General features: G+C 67.4%; 13 protein-coding genes and 1 riboswitch. Of the genes, 2 read left to right on the forward strand and 11 right to left on the reverse strand.

What is annotated here, in order from left to right; genetic code table 11:
* Positions 1-402: 402 nt before the first annotated feature.
* From AC6I21_RS12175 to AC6I21_RS12210, 8 genes are all read right to left on the reverse strand, one after another.
* Positions 403-1812: an L-serine ammonia-lyase gene (locus AC6I21_RS12175; RefSeq protein WP_497762470.1), complete on the reverse strand. Its 1410-nt coding sequence runs from the start codon at positions 1810-1812 to the stop codon at positions 403-405.
* 177 nt (positions 1813-1989) lie between these two features.
* Positions 1990-3312: a serine hydroxymethyltransferase gene (gene glyA / locus AC6I21_RS12180; RefSeq protein ID WP_497762471.1), complete on the reverse strand. Its 1323-nt coding sequence runs from the start codon at positions 3310-3312 to the stop codon at positions 1990-1992.
* On the reverse strand, positions 3313-3693 hold the full coding sequence (gene gcvH, locus AC6I21_RS12185) for a glycine cleavage system protein GcvH (RefSeq protein WP_138176587.1): 381 nt from the start codon (positions 3691-3693) through the stop codon (positions 3313-3315).
* Between the two features lie 58 nt (positions 3694-3751).
* Positions 3752-4876, reverse strand: coding sequence for a glycine cleavage system aminomethyltransferase GcvT (gcvT, locus tag AC6I21_RS12190; protein ID WP_497762472.1), 1125 nt, complete (start codon positions 4874-4876; stop codon positions 3752-3754).
* 3 nt (positions 4877-4879) lie between these two features.
* Positions 4880-7726, reverse strand: a complete 2847-nt coding sequence (gene gcvP, locus AC6I21_RS12195; protein ID WP_497762473.1) for an aminomethyl-transferring glycine dehydrogenase — start codon at positions 7724-7726, stop codon at positions 4880-4882.
* A 162-nt stretch (positions 7727-7888) separates the two neighbouring features.
* Positions 7889-7986, reverse strand: a riboswitch (glycine riboswitch).
* 128 nt (positions 7987-8114) lie between these two features.
* Positions 8115-8897 carry an SGNH/GDSL hydrolase family protein gene (locus AC6I21_RS12200; RefSeq protein WP_138926729.1) on the reverse strand — a complete coding sequence of 261 codons (783 nt, stop codon included), beginning with the start codon at positions 8895-8897 and terminating at the stop codon, positions 8115-8117.
* Positions 8897-10045 (reverse strand): serine hydrolase domain-containing protein, encoded by a 1149-nt coding sequence (locus AC6I21_RS12205; RefSeq protein ID WP_497762474.1) that lies wholly within the window; start codon positions 10043-10045, stop codon positions 8897-8899. The genes AC6I21_RS12200 and AC6I21_RS12205 overlap by 1 nt, the downstream gene beginning before the upstream one ends.
* Before the next feature lie 11 nt (positions 10046-10056).
* The gene (locus AC6I21_RS12210) at positions 10057-11067 is read right to left on the reverse strand and encodes an RNase H family protein (RefSeq protein ID WP_138176579.1); all 1011 of its coding nucleotides are present in this window, start codon (positions 11065-11067) and stop codon (positions 10057-10059) included.
* 163 nt (positions 11068-11230) lie between these two features.
* Between AC6I21_RS12210 and AC6I21_RS12215 the strand changes: the two genes are divergently transcribed.
* On the forward strand, positions 11231-12793 hold the full coding sequence (locus AC6I21_RS12215) for an HNH endonuclease signature motif containing protein (RefSeq protein ID WP_497762475.1): 1563 nt from the start codon (positions 11231-11233) through the stop codon (positions 12791-12793).
* Positions 12794-12845: 52 nt separating this feature from the next.
* Here the strand turns inward: AC6I21_RS12215 and AC6I21_RS12220 are convergent, their stop codons facing one another.
* Both AC6I21_RS12220 and AC6I21_RS12225 read right to left on the reverse strand, forming a co-directional pair.
* Positions 12846-13955, reverse strand: a complete 1110-nt coding sequence (locus AC6I21_RS12220) for a glutathione S-transferase family protein (protein WP_497762476.1) — start codon at positions 13953-13955, stop codon at positions 12846-12848.
* A gap of 245 nt (positions 13956-14200) precedes the next feature.
* Complete coding sequence (locus AC6I21_RS12225; protein WP_138176570.1) at positions 14201-14776, reverse strand: NADPH-dependent FMN reductase; 576 nt, start codon at positions 14774-14776, stop codon at positions 14201-14203.
* 139 nt (positions 14777-14915) lie between these two features.
* On the opposite strand from AC6I21_RS12225, the gene AC6I21_RS12230 reads away from it, so the two are divergent.
* The gene (locus AC6I21_RS12230; protein WP_497762477.1) at positions 14916-15407 is read left to right on the forward strand and encodes a MarR family winged helix-turn-helix transcriptional regulator; all 492 of its coding nucleotides are present in this window, start codon (positions 14916-14918) and stop codon (positions 15405-15407) included.
* Here AC6I21_RS12230 and AC6I21_RS12235 read toward each other — a convergent pair.
* Positions 15397-17247, reverse strand: a complete 1851-nt coding sequence (locus tag AC6I21_RS12235) for an ABC transporter ATP-binding protein (protein WP_497762478.1) — start codon at positions 17245-17247, stop codon at positions 15397-15399. The two genes, AC6I21_RS12230 and AC6I21_RS12235, sit on opposite strands and share 11 nt — an antisense overlap.
* Positions 17248-17380: the final 133 nt, after the last annotated feature.

Consider the following 17380-nt stretch of genomic DNA (forward strand, 5'->3'; position numbering starts at 1 on the left):
GGCCAGGAACAAAGAGGGAACGGAGGTTCGCGTGGTGGTAGATCGACTCGGTCCGTCTTCCATGCGGTTCACCTCCTGGATTGGTCGGGGATCGGCACCCCGGAACGTAGCCTTACCTTTTAGTTCTATCACCGAACGGTTGCTTTCCCGAATCGGTGCCGCGAATCTCACAGCCCGTGACGCCCCGGCAGGGCCGCATTCGGTGGAACGCTGCCAGGCATCGAACGGTGCAGGATGAGCGCTTTACAGGTGTGTCCCCATTAATGACGGCGCGGTCAAGGGGTGTTTCTCCCGTCCCGGCGCTCACCGCGTTAAAGGACAACGGGTGGCGGAGCATTCCGCCACCCGTTGGGTGTCCGCGGCCGCCGGCGGTGCTGCCCGCCGCGGCTCAGGCGTCGGCGATCAGCATTCGACGACGTTGACGGCCAGGCCGCCCATCGCGGTTTCCTTGTACTTGTCGCTCATGTCCTTGCCGGTTTCGCGCATCGTGATGATCACTTCGTCCAGCGTCACGTGATGCTGCCCGTCGCCCATCAGGGCCATCTTCGCGGCGTTCACCGCCTTGGCGGCGGCGATCGCGTTGCGTTCGATGCACGGTATCTGCACCAGTCCCCCGATCGGGTCGCAGGTCAGACCAAGGTTGTGTTCCATGGCGATCTCCGCGGCGTTCTCCACCTGGGCGGGGGTGCCGCCCAGCACCTCCGCCAGGCCGCCTGCGGCCATGGAGGAAGCCGAACCGACCTCACCCTGGCAGCCGACCTCTGCCCCGGAGATGGAGGCCTGCTCCTTGTAGAGCACGCCGATGGCCCCGGCGGTGAGCAGGAACTTGACCACGGCCTCGTGCTTTTCCTCTTCGTTCCAGAACTTGGCGCCCGGAGCGTAATGGGTGGCGTAGAACAGGACGGCTGGGATGATGCCGGCGGCCCCGTTGGTCGGGGCGGTGACCACCCGGCCACCGGAGGCGTTTTCCTCGTTGACGGCCAGCGCCACGAGGTTGATCCATTCCTGCCAGTAGACCGGGTCGCGGTCCTTGTCTTCCTTGCGCAGCCGGGCATGCCATTCCGGCGCGCGGCGGCGGACGTTCAGCCCACCGGGCAGCACCCCGGTGCGTTCCAGCGCCGAGTCCTTGCACTGTTCCATGACGTTGTAGATGTGCACCAGCCCGGAGTAGATTTCCTCCCGGGTGCGCCAGGTTTCCTCGTTGGCGAGCATGATCTGGGCGATCGACTTGCCGGTCTCGGCGCAGTAGTCCAGCAGCTGCGCGGCGGTGGTGAACGGGTAGGGCTGGGCCTTGACCTTTTCCTCGAGGTTTTTCTCGATCCGTTCCTCGGCGCCGTCCTTGACGATGAACCCGCCGCCCACCGAGTAGAAGGTCTCCTCCAGCAGCGTTTCACCGCTGGCGTCCAGCGCCGCGAATTTCACGCCGTTGGTGTGCCGGGGCAGGATGGTCAGCGGGTGTTGGATCATGTCGGGCACCGAGTAGGCGATGTCCTTGCGGGAGCCGAGCTGCTCGGCCAGGCGCAGCGGTGCGCCGGATTCGATGTCGGCCAGGCGCTCATCGACCTGTGCGGGCAGGATGCTTTCCGGCTCGTAGCCCTCCAGCCCCAGCAGGATGGCGGTGAAGGTGCCGTGTCCCCGCCCGGTGGCAGCCAGCGAACCGTAGACATCAACCCGCACGGTTTCCAGCTGCTCCAGGTATCCCTTGTTCACGACATGGGAGATGAAGGCATGGGCCGCGCGCATCGGGCCCACGGTGTGGCTGGATGAGGGGCCGATACCCACAGAAAACAAATCAAAGACGCTGATTGCCATCGCAGATCACTTCCTTAGGTATAACGAGACCGGCCGGGCCGGCCCTAAATAGGTGCGGGTTCCAGGACTCGGCCTGGAAGACCCGCGGTGTGGGAACGCGAAGTTCCCGTGATGACGAAGGGTCCGGAAAGTGCGTCCAGCGCACTTCCCGGACCCCTCATCGGGTGTTACCGGGTGTTACTTGGACACCTTCGGCAGCTCCGGGTAGAGCGGGTGGGCCGCAGCCAAATCCAGCACCCGCTGCTTCAACTCCCCAAGCTTGCCCGTACTACCCTCCACACCAGCAATCAACGTCTGCGCAATAACCTCAGCCACCTCAGCAAACGCCTCCTCCGAGAAACCACGAGTCGCCAACGCCGGAGTACCAATCCGCAACCCCGAAGTCACCATCGGCGGACGCGGGTCGAACGGCACCGCATTACGATTCACCGTGATCTCCACCTGCGCCAACAAATCCTCCGCCTGCTGGCCATCGAGCTCGCTGTTACGCAGATCCACCAACACCAAATGCACATCAGTGCCGCCGGTCAGCACGCTGATACCCTTGGCCTCGACATCGGCCTGGGTCAAACGCTCCGCCAGAATCCGCGCACCGGCCAACGTCCGCTCCTGGCGTTCCTTGAACTCTTCCGACGCGGCGATCTTGAACGCCACCGCCTTGCCCGCGATCACATGCTCCAGCGGGCCGCCCTGCTGGCCCGGGAAGACCGCCGAGTTCAGCTTCTTGGCAATCTCCGCGTCATTCGACAGGATGATGCCGCCACGCGGACCAGCAAGGGTCTTATGCGTGGTCGAGGTGACCACATGCGCATGCGGCACCGGCGACGGATGCAACCCCGCAGCCACCAAACCGGCAAAGTGCGCCATGTCCACGAACAGGTACGCACCCACCTTGTCCGCGATCTCACGGAAGCGGGCGAAGTCCAGCTGGCGCGGGTACGCCGACCAGCCGGCCACGATCATCTTCGGGGAATGCTCAACCGCCAGACGCTCGACCTCGTCCATGTCCACCAGGTTTGTCGCCTCATCCACCCCGTACGGCACGATGTTGAACAGGCGCCCGGAGAAGTTCAGCTTCATCCCGTGGGTCAAGTGCCCGCCGTGGGCCAGGTTCAACCCGAGCACGGTATCCCCCGGACGCACCAGCGCGTGGTAGACCGACGCGTTGGCCTGCGCCCCGGAGTGCGGCTGGACGTTGGCGAACTTCGCCCCGAACAACTCCTTCACCCGCTCGATGGCCAAGGTCTCGATCACGTCGACCTCTTCGCAGCCGCCGTAATAGCGGCGGCCCGGGTAGCCCTCGGCGTACTTGTTCGTCAGCACCGAACCCTGCGCCTGCATCACGGCCTGCGCCGTGTGGTTCTCCGAGGCAATCATCTCCAGGCCACGCTGCTGACGCGCCAACTCAGCATCAATCCGCGCCGCCACCTCAGGATCAAGCTCACCCAACGACTGGGTCAGCGAGGCGGGGGCCATTGACTGGAAAGTGGTGTTGCCCATTTACTCGACGCTCCCGCCGTTGGCGCTGGCGTAGTCGGCGGCCGAGAGCAGCGGGCCTTCCTCGCTGACCTCGACGGTGAACAGCCAGCCGTTGCCGTACGGGTCCTCGTTCAGGATGGCCGGGTTGTCCACGGCCTCCGAGTTGACCTCGACGATGGTGCCGGTGACCGGGGAGTACAGGTCGGAAACCGACTTGGTCGACTCGACCTCGCCGCAGGTCTCACCGGCGGTGACGGAGTCGCCGACCTCCGGCAGATCCACGTACACCACGTCGCCCAGGGCATCGGCTGCGACCTGGGTGATGCCGACCTTGGCCGGGCTGGAATCGTCAATCCACTCGTGCTCGGCCGAGTAGCGCAGGCTTGAAAGAACTTTACTCATGATGGTTCCTCTCCGAAGGGAATCAATGGGCGCTGTGCGACGCCCGTCGGTATCAACGTTACTTGGCGCGGGTGTAGAACGGCAGTTCGACAACTTCAAATGGCAAAGTCTTACCGCGCAGCTCCACTTCGAGCTGCGTGCCGACTTCACTGTGTGCAACATCCACGTAACCCAGGGCCACCGGGTAGCCCAGGGTTGGCGAGGGCAGGCCGGAAGTGATCTCGCCGATGACTTCCCCGTCCTTCAGGATCGGGTAGCCGGCTCGCCCGGCCCGCTTGCCCAGGCCCTTCAGGCCCACCAGCTTGCGGGCGGTGCCGTTGGCGCGCACCTCCTCCAGGGCCTGGCGGCCGATGAAGTTCTCCTCCTTCTTGAAGGAGACCACCGGGCCCAGGTTCGCCTCGAACGGGTTGCGTTCGGTGGACAGCTCGTTGCCGTACAGCGGCATGCCGGCCTCCAGGCGCAGCGAGTCGCGGGCGGCCAGCCCGCAGGGCACCAGCTCGTGGTCCTTGCCGATCTGCACGATCTGCTCCCACAGGCCTTCGGCGTCCTCGTTCGCGATGATCAGCTCGAAGCCGTCCTCACCGGTGTACCCGGTGCGGGCCAGGATGGTGTCCACCCCGCCCAGGGCCAGACGGGCGGCGGAATAGTACTTCATCTCCTCCACGACGCTTGCGCCGGCCTCGTCGGCGGCCAGCGCCTTGACGATGGCCTGCGCGTTCGGGCCCTGCACGGCGATCAGCGAGGTTTCGGCGGTGACGTCCTGGACGGTGGCGTCAAAGCCATTGGCGCGTTCGGCCAGTTCGCGGGCGACCAGTGCGGCGTTGCCGGCGTTCGGCACGACCAGGAACTTTTCCTCCTCCAGGCGGTAGACGATCAGGTCATCGAGGATTCCGCCGGCCTCGTTGAGGATCAGCGAGTACTTCGCCTTGCCCAGCTTCACCACCCCGAGGTTCCCGGCCAGGGCGGTGTTCAGCGCGGTGGCGGCCTGCGGGCCGCTGACCCACACCTCGCCCATGTGGGAGAGGTCGAACAGGCCGGCGGTGGAGCGCACCGCCTTGTGCTCGGCCAGTTCCGAACCGTAGCGCAGCGGCATGTCCCAGCCGCCGAAGTCGGTGAAGTTCGCGCCGAGCTGCTCGTGCTTGGCGTGCAGCACGGTGTGCTTGATGTCAGTCACGGTAGTCATGTCCTAGTCTTCGAAGGCTTCAGGGGCGGGGCAGGAGCAGATCAGGTTGCGGTCGCCGGCGGCGCCGTCGATGCGGCCCACCGGCGGGAAGTACTTGTCCTGCTTCAGGCTCGGCACCGGGAACACGGCCTGCTCGACCGAGTACTTGCGGTCCCACTTGCTGGTGATCACCGCGGCGGCCGCGTGCGGGGCACGGCGCAGCGGCGACTCGGCGACCTCGTACACCCCGGCCAGCACCTCCTCCATTTCCTGGCGGATGGTGATCATCGCCTCGATGAAGCGCTCGATCTCGGCCAGGTCCTCGGACTCGGTGGGCTCCACCATCAGGGTTCCGGCCACCGGGAAGGCCAGGGTCGGGGCGTGGAAGCCGAAGTCGATCAGGCGCTTGGCCACGTCCTCGGCGGTGACCCCGGTCTTGGCGGTCACTTCGCGCAGGTCCAGGATGCACTCGTGGGCGACCAGGTTGCCGTTGCCGGTGAACAGGATCGGGAAGTGCTCGTTCAGCCGGGTGGCGATGTAGTTCGCGGAGAGGATCGCGGTCTTGGTGGCCTGGGTCAGGCCCTCGGCGCCCATCATGGCGATGTACGCCCAGGAGATCGGCAGCACGCCGGCCGAACCGAAGGCGGTGGCCACCACCGGCACGCCGTCACGCTCGGTGTAGGCGCCGTTGGCGTCCCCGGGCAGGAACGGCACCAGGTGCTCGGCCACGGCCACCGGGCCCACGCCCGGCCCGCCGCCGCCGTGCGGGATGCAGAAGGTCTTGTGCAGGTTCAGGTGCGAGACGTCGCCCCCGAACTGGCCCGGCTGGGCCAGGCCCACCAGGGCGTTCATGTTCGCCCCGTCGATGTACACCTGGCCGCCGGCGGCGTGGACCTTGTCGCACACCTCGCGCACGTCGGTGTCGTACACCCCGTGGGTGGAGGGGTAGGTGATCATGATCGCGGCCAGCACGTCCTTGTTGGCCTCGATCTTCGCGTCCAGGTCGTTCGCGTCGATGGTGCCGTCGGCGGCGGTCTTGACCACCACCACCTTCATGCCGGCCAGCACCGCGGAGGCGGCGTTGGTGCCGTGCGCGGAGGCCGGGATCAGGCAGACGTTGCGCTGCGCCTCGCCGCGGGAGGCGTGGTAGCCGCTGATGGCCAGCAGCCCGGCGTACTCGCCCTGCGATCCGGCGTTGGGCTGGATCGAAACCCCGGCGTACCCGGTGATCGCGGTCAGCCGGCCCTCCAGGTCGGCGATCAGCTCACGCCAGCCAATGGACTGCTCGGCCGGGACGAACGGGTGGATGCCGGCGAATTCGGGCCAGGTGATGGATTCCATCTCGGCGGCCGAGTTCAGCTTCATGGTGCACGAGCCCAGCGGGATCATGGTGCGGTCCAGCGCCAGGTCGCGGTCGGACAGGCGGCGCAGGTAGCGCATCATCTGGGTTTCGGAGGTGATGGTGTTGAAGATCGGGTGGGTCAGGTAGTCGCTGGTGCGCACCATCGCCTCGGGGATCTCAAAGCCCTCGGGGGCGCTGAGCTGCACGCCGAACACCTCGGCCAGGGCGGCGATGTGCGCGCTGGTGGTGGTTTCGTCGGTGGAGACGCCCACCTGGGTGTCGCTGACCTTGCGCAGGTTGATCCCGGCCAGGGAGGCCTGGGCCAGCACGGCGGAGGCGTCCTGCACGTTGACCACCACGGTGTCGAAGAACGATTCGGCGGCCAGGGTGTAGCCCCCGGCGATCAGCGAGCTGGCCAGCACCCGGGCGTGGTTGTGGGTGCGGCTGGCGATCTGCTTCAGCCCGGCCGGGCCGTGGTAGACCGCGTACATGGAGGCGCAGATGGCCAGCAGCGCCTGGGCGGTGCAGATGTTGGAGGTCGCCTTCTCGCGGCGGATGTGCTGTTCGCGGGTCTGCAGCGCCAGGCGGTAGGCCGACAGCCCGGCGTCATCGGTGGACACCCCGACCAGGCGTCCGGGCATGGAACGTTCCATGCCCTTGCCCACGGCCATGTAGGCGGCGTGCGGGCCGCCGAAGAACAGCGGCACCCCGAAGCGCTGGGTGTTGCCCACCGCGATGTCAGCGCCCTGCTCCCCCGGAGGGGTGATCATGGTCAGCGCCAGCAGGTCGGCCACGACGGTGACCATCGCCCCGGCGTCCTTGGCGGCGGCGATGATCTGCTGGTGGTCCACGATCGCGCCGTCGTTGCCCGGCTGCTGCAGCACGATCCCGGAAATCTCGCCCTCGGGCAGCCCGGCGCCCAGATCGGCGATCTCGATCTCGAAGCCCAGCGCCTCGGCGCGGCCCTGCACGACCTTGATGGTCTGCGGGAAGAGGTTCGAATCCAGCACGGTCTTGCCGTTGGCCTTCTTCTTGTTGGCCCGGCGCATCATCAGCACGGCCTCGGCCGCGGCGGAGGACTCATCGAGCAGCGAGGCGTTGGCGATCGGCAGGGCGGTGAGGTCCATGACCATGGTCTGGAAGTTCAGCAGCGCCTCCAGGCGGCCCTGGGAGATTTCCGGCTGGTACGGGGTGTAGGCGGTGTACCAGGCCGGGTTTTCCACGATGTTGCGGCGGATCACCGGCGGGGTGATGGTGTCGTAGAAGCCCTGGCCGATCATCTGGGTCTTGAGCACGTTCTTCGACGCGATGCCGCGCAGGGTGGCGAGCACCTCGGTCTCGCTCAGTGCGGCCGGCAGGTGCAGCGGCTCGCCCTGGCGGATGTCCGCGGGCACCGCGGTGTCGACCAGCTCATCCAGGCTGGAGTACCCCAGGGTCTCGAGCATGGTCTGGATGTCGGATTGACGTGGGCCGATGTGGCGCGAGACGAATTCGCTGCTCGTCGATGGCGAGGTCTGCGTGATGGTCATGGTGCAGGAAACTCCGTGGGATCTGTCAAGGCGCATGCCAATGGAAGGTCGTTTCCCTCCCCATCCCTGTTGTCATACCTGAGAGTTTTACGTAGCCGGCAAACGGATGCGACTACTTGCACCTTCGGTGAACCGGTCAAACCGGCTGCTTTCCAGAGTTGCCTCTTGATGGCGGTACGGTGGCCTGAGAGTTTCCCGGGGAGGAATTGCTCCTTCGGCGCCCTTCCGTGGCGTGGGAGGGTCTCTCCCGCCATCCGTCAGCGGCGTGGATCCCGGGGCCAGCCCCGGAACTCCTCGTTAAGGATAGCCGGTGCGTGGCGGAACCCACAACACCGGCTGTCAGCCGCGCGCCCGGCACAGATGCGCCCGGCGCGGGCAATGCCGCGGGCTACTGCCCGGTGCCCAGCGTGATGTAGTGCGGATACTTGGCCTGCAGGGTGTCGCCCGAGGAAGTGCCGGTCAGCCGGCGTTTGATCCACGGGGCCAGGTGTTCGCGCGCCCAGCCCAGGTCCTGGCGGATCTTTTCCCCGCGCGAGTTCTCCGGCACCGGGGCCAGCACCGGGGCCGGGATCTGCTCCTGCCAGGCTTCGGGCACCACGCCGTGGGCGCCAAGCACCCCCAGCACGCGCCGGGCCATCATCGTGTGCCCCAGCTCGTTCATGTGCAGCCGGTCCACCGCCCACAGGCGCGGGTCGCTGAATTCGCGCCAGCGCCAGTAGTCGGCGATCATCGCCCCGTGGCGTTCGGCGATGGTGCGCACCAGCTCGTTGTACAGCGCGGTGCGCGGGCGGGTGCGGGAAAACAGGGGCGAGTCGGCCGTGTCGAACCCGGTGAACAGCACCACCTTCGCCCCGGAGTCCGTGAAGCGCTGCACCATGCCCTCATACCCGCCCATCAGCGAGTTGATGTCGACCTTCGGACGCAGGATGTCGTTGCCGCCGGCGTAGATGGTCACCAGGTCCGGCTCCAGGGCCAGGCCCGCCTCCAGCTGCTGGTTGATGACCTGGCGGATCTTCTTGCCGCGGATGGCCAGGTTCGCGTACTGCCAGTCCCCCTGGGCGCACAGCACCTCGGCGACCCGGTCCGCCCACCCGCGCACCTGGTTTGGGCGCAGCTGGTCCACGTCGCCCACCCCTTCGGTGAACGAGTCACCCAGTGCCACGAACTTCATTACTTCTCCTTCGCTTGCAGAATCTGGCGGATCGTTCGGCTGAGCTGGACCCCGGTCGGGTTCTGGGTCTCGCCTTCCGGCCCGGCCGGCAGGTAGGCGACCGCGAGCTTGTGCGCCGGATCGGCGAACGCGATCGACGAATTCGCCCCGTTGTGCCCGTAGGCGAAGATCGAGCCGTACTCCTGGCCGGGGGTGCCCTTGGTGAACCCCAGCCCGAAGGACTGCGGCTGCCCGCTGATCCGGTCCGGGCCGAAGACCCGTTCGCGGGAGACCTGCGCCCAGATGTCCGGATCCAACAGCCCGCGCTCGATACCCAGCTCCGGCACCGGCCCAAAGGAGGCGGCGTAGATCGCCGCCAGGGCCTGGGCGTTGGCCACCCCGCCCAGGCTGGTGGGCCCGGCGGCGCGCACGTTGGGCTTGTTCGCCCACGCCAGCAGCCCGGCCTGGCCGTGGCGCACGCCGTCCACGGCGAACCCCGCCCGCGAGTTCAGCGACATCCCGGACAGTGACAACGGGTCCACGAACGTCTCGGGCGTATTGGTGATCAGGGTGGGGCGGAAGCGCGGCTCCAGCTCGGCGGGCTGGCCGATGTAGGCGTCCACGCCCAGCGGCCGGCGGATGCGCTGTTCAAAGATCTGCTGCAGCTCCTGTCCGCTGACCCGGCGCACCAGTTCCTCCATCAAGGTGCCCATGCTCAGCGAGTGGTAGCCCACGATGTGCTGGCTCAGCGGCCAGTAGCTGGGGATCTGGGCCAGCATCCCGGCCAGCCGGCGCGAGTCCAGCAGGACCTCTTCCGGCACCCCGCCGGGCACCCCCAGCACCCCGGCCTGATGGCTGAGCAGCTGCCCGACGGTAACCTGCTCCTTGCCGGCGACCGCGAATTCGGGCCAGTAGCGCCCCACCGGGGCCTCGGGGTCCAATTTGCCCTCCTGCACCAGCAACGCGATGACCAGCGCCCCCAGCCCCTTGGTCACCGAGTAGATGCAGGTCAGCGCGTCCCCGGCCAGGTAATCTCCGGCGGTGTGGCTGAGCACCAGTTCCCCGCGGTGGTAGACGGCCAACTGGGCGCAGAATTCGGTACCCTGCCCGGCCCGCTCATCGAGCTGCGCGGCCAGCTCGGCGAACTGCTCGGTGATCACTTGTTTCATGGTTTCCGATCCTATCGCGGCTGTTCGGCGGTTTCCTGCCGGAAGCGCAGCTTCCAACCCTGCTCGGTCTGCTGCCACCAGGAGGAGCACACCAGCGTCGCCGACCCGTCGGCCGGCTTCATCCGGTAGGCGAGCAGCACCAGGTCATCGGCCAGCGCGTGGGCGGTGAGCAGCTGGGTGGGACCGGTGGCCGGCAGCCGCTGCCCGGAGTCGAGCACCTGCTGCACGGTGGCCACGTCCAGCAGCCCGCCGTGGCGGCTGACCTCCTGGTATCCGGGGTGCAGGAAGTCGACGAACTCCTCAAAGGAGGTGCGCACCTTCCCATCGAGCATCCCCCGCTCCAGGCCGAACACCATGGCGGTGGTTTCCGCTCCGGCCGGCTCCGCCTGGCCCGATGCGGCCAGCTCCCCGGGCGCCGCGGCATGCGACCCGGTGTGCACCGGCGCGGCCTGGCCCGCGCCGGTCTCAGCCTCGGTCTTCGCTGTGGTCCTCGGCCCCGCCGCGGACACCGTCGTGGCCGCCGTCGTGGCCGCAGCCGCCGACCCGGGGGCGGCGTCGCGGGTGAAGCCCGGCCCGTGCGGGACCGGGGCGGAGCGCTGGTGGGCGGTGGCCGCGGCCCGCGCCCGCTCATCGGCCGCCTCGTTCAGCTCATGTCCGGCGTGGCCGCGCACCCATTCGAAGGTGTAGGAACGGTTCTGGATCGCCGCATCCAGCTCCTTGAGGATTTCCTGGTTCATGACCGGCTTGCCGTCGGCCTTCTTCCAGCCGCGCTTCTTCCATCCGGGCATCCACTTGCTGATGCAGTTGATGGCGTACTGCGAATCGCACAGGATCCGCAGCTCCTCGCCCGCCAGGTGCTCGGTGGCCCGAAACAGTTCCAGCACCGCCTGCAGCTCGCCCATGTTGTTGGTTCCGTGGTCCCACCCGCCGGCCGCCCAGTTCTGTTCGTCGATGTACCAGGCCCATCCCGCCGGCCCGGGGTTGCCCAGTGCCGATCCGTCCGCTGCAGCAATGATCGTCATGGGTTTAATCCTGCCACGCGACGCCCACGGTTTCCGCTTTGCGCCCCGGCGCGGTACGGGTGTGGCGCGGGCACGGCACCGGCAGGACAGCGGTCCGAAAATTGTTATCCACAGATTTGCTTCATCGGCTCCAGCCGCCGGTTTTTGCGGGCATCATCGGGTCATGGCATCAACACTTCCCGGTTCGCTCATGGACCGGCTCACCCAGCTGGTCACCGGCGGCGAGGCCGACTCGCCCTCGGGGCGCGGCCTGCGTGTGCTCGCGCTGCTGGATGCCGCCGCCCGCCAGGTGCTTGACGGGCTGGATGATGAGCAACTCACCGCCGCCGAGGCGCTGAGCATGCTGCGGGTGACCGAGTCGCTGCAGCGCAGCGCCACCTATGCCCGGGTGCGGGCGGCCGGTGCGGTGGCGGGCACCGCCGCGCACCGGTTGCAGGCCGACTCGCTTTCCCATGCGCTGGATACCTCCACCACCGAGTTGGCCACCGGGGCGCCGCTGCCGGTCAACGCCAAGATCCCCGCCGCGGCCAAGTCCCGGTTCCGCTCGGAAATTGACCTGGTGGCCCGGGTCATCGACGCGAACTTCTTTGCCGCCAAGGCGCTGGTGCGCACCCACCGCCAGCTGGTGGGCAGCGGCAGCCGTCCGGCCCAGTTCACGCAGCTGTCCAGCCGTTTTGCCGACGCCTCCCAGAACCCGGCCACCGTGGGCGCGGCCGCCGCGAAGCTCGGTTCGCTGCAGCTGTCCGGCGCAAGGCTGCGCGATGCCGAACGCCGGGTGGACGGGGCCGCCGCGCAGGGGCATTCGGCCGTGAAGTCGGAGCTGAAGTCGATCAGCGAGGAGCTCAGCACCCCGGATCTTGCCGAACGCGAAGCGGTGCATGAACGCTGCGCGGGCCTGCGTTACCGCGGGCTGGGCCCCTACGGACACGTGTGGGAACTGACCTGCACGACCACGGATCACGAACTGCTGCTGATGACCGCCGACCGCTTGTCCAACCCGAACCTGGCGGCCAACCGGCAAGCCCGGGCCTCAGCCGGTGCCGCCCCCGAAAGCCCGAGCGGAGAGACCACCGACCCGAGCGCCGTGCGCGCCCGCAAGCTGCTGCGCACGCTCCTGGACATCGTGCGCCAGTCCCTGTTCAGCCCCCGTCCGGCCACCGCCACGCGGCGTGGTCCCGGGGAGCCGGCCTCCATCGCGGTACCCAACGGCTCGGGTCTGGTGCTGCCCTCGATGGTCGACCTGCTGGTCACCATCGAATACGACGCACTGCGCGGAATGACGGACGCGGCGGGGCTAACCAGTCACGGCCAGCGGATCAGCGCCAGCGAACTGCGTTGCAGCGCCTCCATCGGCGGAATCATCCCGGGAATCCTGGGCGGGGCCGGCGAAGTGCTGGACCTGGGACGACGACGAAGACTCTTCACCATCGGGCAGACCCGCTCGGTGGTGGCCCGAGACCGTGGATGCATCAATCCCGGTTGCACGATGCCGGCTCACCGGTGCGAGGTGAACCACTGCCAGCCCTGGGTGCTGGGCGGGAAAACCAGCGTGGACAATGGATGCCTGCTGTGCAAGTCCTGCCACCTGGCCTTCCACGCCGGTTTCCTGAAAATCCGCATGGTCAACGGGGTTCCCTATGTGCTGCAAAGTCCGCAGCAGGATCCGGAGCAAAGATACCGACGCAACTGGGTCTGGCACCCCAACCAGCCGGCATTGGCGGCGTAGGGCCACTACCGGCTGGGGCGTCGCCCGGGCTGGGGGCACCTGGGGCGTCGGACTAGGCCGGGTAGAGCGGGTTGTGCCCGGCCGGAACCCGTTCCTCCTCCCGCACCGGATCCGGTGCGGTGCCGTCCAGGAACTGGGGACCGTTGGCCAGCGACTCGCGCCCGTGGGGTTCGAGCCACACGGACAGGTCCGGGCCCTTGGGCACGATCTGGGTCGGGTTCACGTCCTCGTGCACGATGTAGTAGTGCTGCTTGATCTGCACGAAGTCGATGGTGTCGCCGAACCCCGGGGTCTGGAACAGGTCCCGGGCGTACCCCCACAGATTGGGCATCTCGGTGAGCTTGTTGCGGTTGGACTTGAAGTGTCCGTGGTAGACGGCGTCGAAGCGCACCAGGGTCACGAACAGGCGCACATCCGCCTCGGTGATGTGGTCCCCCATCAGGTAGCGGCGGGTTTCCAGGCGCTCCTCGAGCTGGTCCAGGGCCGCGAACAGGCGGTCGTAGGCATCCTCATAGGCCTGCTGGTTCCCGGCAAACCCGGCACGATAGACCCCGTTGTTCACCTCGGTGAAGATCAGCTTGATCAGCGGCAGCATTTCCTCCACCTGCTCACGCGGGAACAGGTTCGGGGCCCCTTCGCGATGGAGCTGCTTCCACTGGGTGGAGAAGTCCCAGGTGATCTGGGGGTAGTCGTTGGTGACCACGCCGCCGCTGGGGATGTCCACAAGCGCCGGCACGGTGATGCCCCGCGGGTAGTCGGCGAAGCGCTTGAGGTAGTTTTCCTGCAGCCGCTCGGTGCCCAGCACCGGGTCGCGGCCATCGGGATCCAGGTCGAAGGACCAGCTGCGGGCGTCGTGGGTGGGCCCGGGCATGCCGACCGAGATCGCGTCTTCCAGGCCCATCAGCCGGCGCACGATCAGGGTGCGGTTCGCCCAGGGGCAGGCGCGTGCCGCGATGAGCCGGTACCGCCCGGCCTCCACGGGCCAGGTTTCGGCGCCCTCGCCCAGCGCGGCGTCCGGGTGGCCGATCTTGCTGTCCGACGGGCCGGTGGCCTGCTCCAGGTCGGTGTCCGCGGCCACGATCCGGTCCTGGATGTAGTTGGTGTCCCGCTTGAACTCGTCGCCGGTCACATAGGTGCCCTTGGTGGAATGTTCCTCGCTCATGATGCCCTCCTGCAATCATTGGTCACGGATGCAGCTCATTGATCACACCCTAACGCGTTGGCATGGCAGCGCAATGAGCGGGGTCGCTGAAAAATGTTAATGCTCGGTGGAAAACGTTAAAGCACTGGCGCGGGGGCGGGGAGGCGCTGCTCCGCGCACTCCCGCGCCGTGCGATGGGTTATCGGTGTGCCCGCCTTCGCGGCTCGCGGTCGGTGACCGGCTCGCGCGAGGCGGCGTGCAGGCTGCTAGGCGTCGGCCAGGGCCGGCTTGCGCACCGAGTTCATGGCGGTGGTCCAGGCGGCGAGCTGGTCAAACATCGGTTCCACCGAGGTGGCCGAGATCTCGGTCGGGGCGAAGCTGGTGAAGTTCTCAAAGTCGGTGAACAGGGAGAACAGCCCGGTCTTCTGCACGTGGGCGACCTGCAGTTCGGAGAGCATCCCGCGCAGGTGCTCGATCGCGCGGGCGCCCATGGCCGAGCCGTAGCCCACGATGCCGGCGGCCTTGTTGTTCAGCTCCAGGTTCACGTAGCTCAGTGCGTTGGCCAGGGCCGGCTGCACGGAGTGGTTGTACTCGCCGGTGATGAAGATGTAACCGTCGAATTCCTCCAGCTTGGCGGCCCAGGCCTTGGTGTGCTCCTGCTGGTAGTTCTGGTAGGCGGCCGGGAACGGCTCATCGAGCACCGGCAGGTTGAAGTCCTGGATGTCGACGATTTCATATTCGGCGTCCCCGCGCTGCTGGGCACGCTCCAGCACCCACTGGGCAACGGAGAGGTTCAGGCGTCCGGGGCGGGTGGAGCCGGTAACGATGGCGATCTTGTTCATGTGCTGCTTTCCTCACTGGGTCGAACTGCGCCATCAAATTGACGCGTCATCTATGTTTGCCAAAAACAGAATGCCACGGAATAATTGATGTGTCAACAACATCTAGCATTCCGGGGTTCCGACGAGGAGATGACGGCACATGGCCGAGGAAACGCGCTGGCTCGATGACCAGGAGCAGCGCCTGTGGCGCATCATCCGCGAGTTCCTGTGGCACTTTCCCAGTGCCATGGACCGCCAGCTGATGCGGGATTCAAAGATGCAGTCCGGAGAGTACTCCGTACTGGCCACCCTATCGGAATCCAGCTCCAAGCAGCTGCGCCCGGCCGATGTGGCGCGTGAACTGGATTGGGACCGCTCCCGCCTGTCCCACCTGTTGCGCCGAATGGAGAACAAGGGGCTGATCGAACGCTGCACGGACGCCCGCGACGGGCGCGGCAACCTGATCAGCCTGACCGAGCAGGGCTGGCACACCATCCGCACCGCCGCCCCCAGCCACGTGAACTTCATCCGCGAAGCCATCTTCGATCAGCTGGAGGCCGACGAGCGCGAGGTCATCGGCCGCGCCCTGACCGGGATCCTTTCCAACCTCGACGGCCAGCAGCCCGGCGGGCAGCCGGAGGCTAACTGCTGAGCTGGCGCGAGTAGTCGCTGCTGCCCAGCAGCCGGGCAAAGGCGCCGCCGGCGGCAGCCAGCCCATCGAACGAGCCTTCTTCCACGACGCGCCCGGCATCAAGCACCACGATCTTTTCCGCCCGGGCAATGGTGCTCAGCCGGTGGGCGATCAGCAGCGTCGTGCGCCCCTGGGCCAGGCGGTCCAGGGCCCGCTGCACCTGCGCCTCGGTCACGGTATCCAGCGCACTGGTGGCCTCATCGAGCACCAGCACCTTCGGATTGCGCAGCATCGTGCGGGCGATCGCCAGGCGCTGCTGCTCCCCGCCGGAGAAGCGGTGCCCGCGCTGGCCGACCATGGTCTCCAGCCCCTCGGGCAGCGAGGAGATCAGCTCGGCGATCTGCGCATCCTCAAGCACCTGCCACATCTGCTCCTCGGTGGCCTGCGGTGCCGCCCAGGACAGATTCTCGCGGATCGTGCCGTGCAGCAGGTAGCTCTCCTGGGAGACCACCCCCACCACCGCGGCCACATCCTGCGGGTCCAGGGTGCGAAGATCCTGCCCGTCCAGCAGCACCCGGCCGCTGGTGGGATCGGCCAGGCGCGGGATCAGCGAGCCCAGGGTGGACTTGCCCGAGCCGGTGGCCCCGACCACCGCGGTCGTCTGCCCGGCGACCAGTTCCAGGTTGATCCCGCGCAGCGTGTCCTGGTGCCCCTGCGGGTAGCGGAATCCAACGTTCTCCAGGCGCACCTGACCGCGCACCCGCGTCGACTCCAGGCGCACGGGCCGCTCCGGCAACGGCAGCGCCTGGTCGGTATCCAGGTACTCAAAGACACGGCTGAACAGCGCCAGGGCGGAAACCCACTGCACCGAGACGCTCATCAGCCCCATGACCGGGCGGAAGATCCCGGCCTGCAGCCCGGTGAAGGCCACCAGCGTGCCGATGGTCATCCCGCCGGAGGTGGCCGGCAGCCCGGCGGCCAGGTAGAGCAGCGCCGGCACCACCGCGAAGATCACCGACATGGTGGCCATGCGCCAGCGTCCGGCCAACTGGCTGCGCATTTCCAGGTCGATCAGCCGGGCGCTGGATTCGGAGAAGCGGGCGCTGTCCGCGGCGGTGGTTCCCATCAGCTTGGCTAGGCGCACCCCGGAGATGCTCAGCCGCTCCTCGATCAATGAGGTGAGCGTGGACATTTCGGCCTGCCGCCGGGAGGTGATCCGGCGGCGCAGCTGCGCGACCTGGCGGGCGAGGATGATGGCCGGGGGCAGCACCACCAGGGAGATCAGGCTCAACCGCCAGGAGATGGCGACCATCGCCGCCGCGGTGGCCACCACCGTGGTCAGGTTGGAGGCGATGGTCGTCGCCGAGTTGGTGACCACGGACTGCATCTGGCCCACGTCGTTAATGAGCCGGGACTGCACCTCCCCGGAGCGCGACCGGGTGAAGAACGCCAGCGACTGGCGCTGCAGGTGGCTGAACAGTGAGGTGCGCAGCCCGTGCATGACCTTTTGCCCCATCAGCGTGGCCCGCCAGGTCTGGATCACCCCGAACAGCGCGGTGACCACCGCAACCCCCACCAGCCCGGCGGCACCCAGCACCAGCGCGCGCACGTCCTGCTGCGGAATGGCGTGGTCGATCAGCTCGCGCACGATGAACGGCTGGGCCAGCCCGATCAGCGAGGAGGCCACGATCAGCAGCACCACCACGATCAGCGTGGCGCGGTGCGGGGCGAACAGGGCCCCGATGCGGCGCAGCGAGACCGGGTGCTGCTCAAGCTGGGCGCGGTCCTGGCGCAGCTTGCGTTCGCGGTTGGATCCGCCGGCGCGCTCGGTTCCGGGCGCTGCCCGATGGGTTTGGCTCATGTCCGCCTCCTGGGTGCGGGAAAACTTACCACCCAATAATAACAGAGGTAACCTCACTATGTGGCTGCATCTTGAATTTCTTGGCGGCACTGCCATATTCTGAATCCATGCCCGATGCGAAAACACAGCCCGA

The organism is Glutamicibacter sp. St.4D3, from assembly GCF_059728615.1.

Bases quoted from the DNA above. Each gene is read 5' to 3' on its own strand.
- AC6I21_RS12210 (WP_138176579.1), bottom strand. From the start codon at position 11,067: ATGACGATCATTGCTGCAGCGGACGGATCGGCACTGGGCAACCCCGGG.
- gcvH (WP_138176587.1), bottom strand. From the start codon at position 3,693: ATGAGTAAAGTTCTTTCAAGCCTGCGCTACTCGGCCGAGCACGAGTGG.
- AC6I21_RS12175 (WP_497762470.1), bottom strand. From the start codon at position 1,812: ATGGCAATCAGCGTCTTTGATTTGTTTTCTGTGGGTATCGGCCCCTCA.
- AC6I21_RS12220 (WP_497762476.1), bottom strand. From the start codon at position 13,955: ATGAGCGAGGAACATTCCACCAAGGGCACCTATGTGACCGGCGACGAG.
- AC6I21_RS12235 (WP_497762478.1), bottom strand. From the start codon at position 17,247: ATGAGCCAAACCCATCGGGCAGCGCCCGGAACCGAGCGCGCCGGCGGA.
- glyA (WP_497762471.1), bottom strand. From the start codon at position 3,312: ATGGGCAACACCACTTTCCAGTCAATGGCCCCCGCCTCGCTGACCCAG.
- AC6I21_RS12205 (WP_497762474.1), bottom strand. From the start codon at position 10,045: ATGAAACAAGTGATCACCGAGCAGTTCGCCGAGCTGGCCGCGCAGCTC.
- gcvP (WP_497762473.1), bottom strand. From the start codon at position 7,726: ATGACCATCACGCAGACCTCGCCATCGACGAGCAGCGAATTCGTCTCG.
- AC6I21_RS12230 (WP_497762477.1), top strand. From the start codon at position 14,916: ATGGCCGAGGAAACGCGCTGGCTCGATGACCAGGAGCAGCGCCTGTGG.
- AC6I21_RS12200 (WP_138926729.1), bottom strand. From the start codon at position 8,897: ATGAAGTTCGTGGCACTGGGTGACTCGTTCACCGAAGGGGTGGGCGAC.
- AC6I21_RS12225 (WP_138176570.1), bottom strand. From the start codon at position 14,776: ATGAACAAGATCGCCATCGTTACCGGCTCCACCCGCCCCGGACGCCTG.
- AC6I21_RS12215 (WP_497762475.1), top strand. From the start codon at position 11,231: ATGGCATCAACACTTCCCGGTTCGCTCATGGACCGGCTCACCCAGCTG.
- gcvT (WP_497762472.1), bottom strand. From the start codon at position 4,876: ATGACTACCGTGACTGACATCAAGCACACCGTGCTGCACGCCAAGCAC.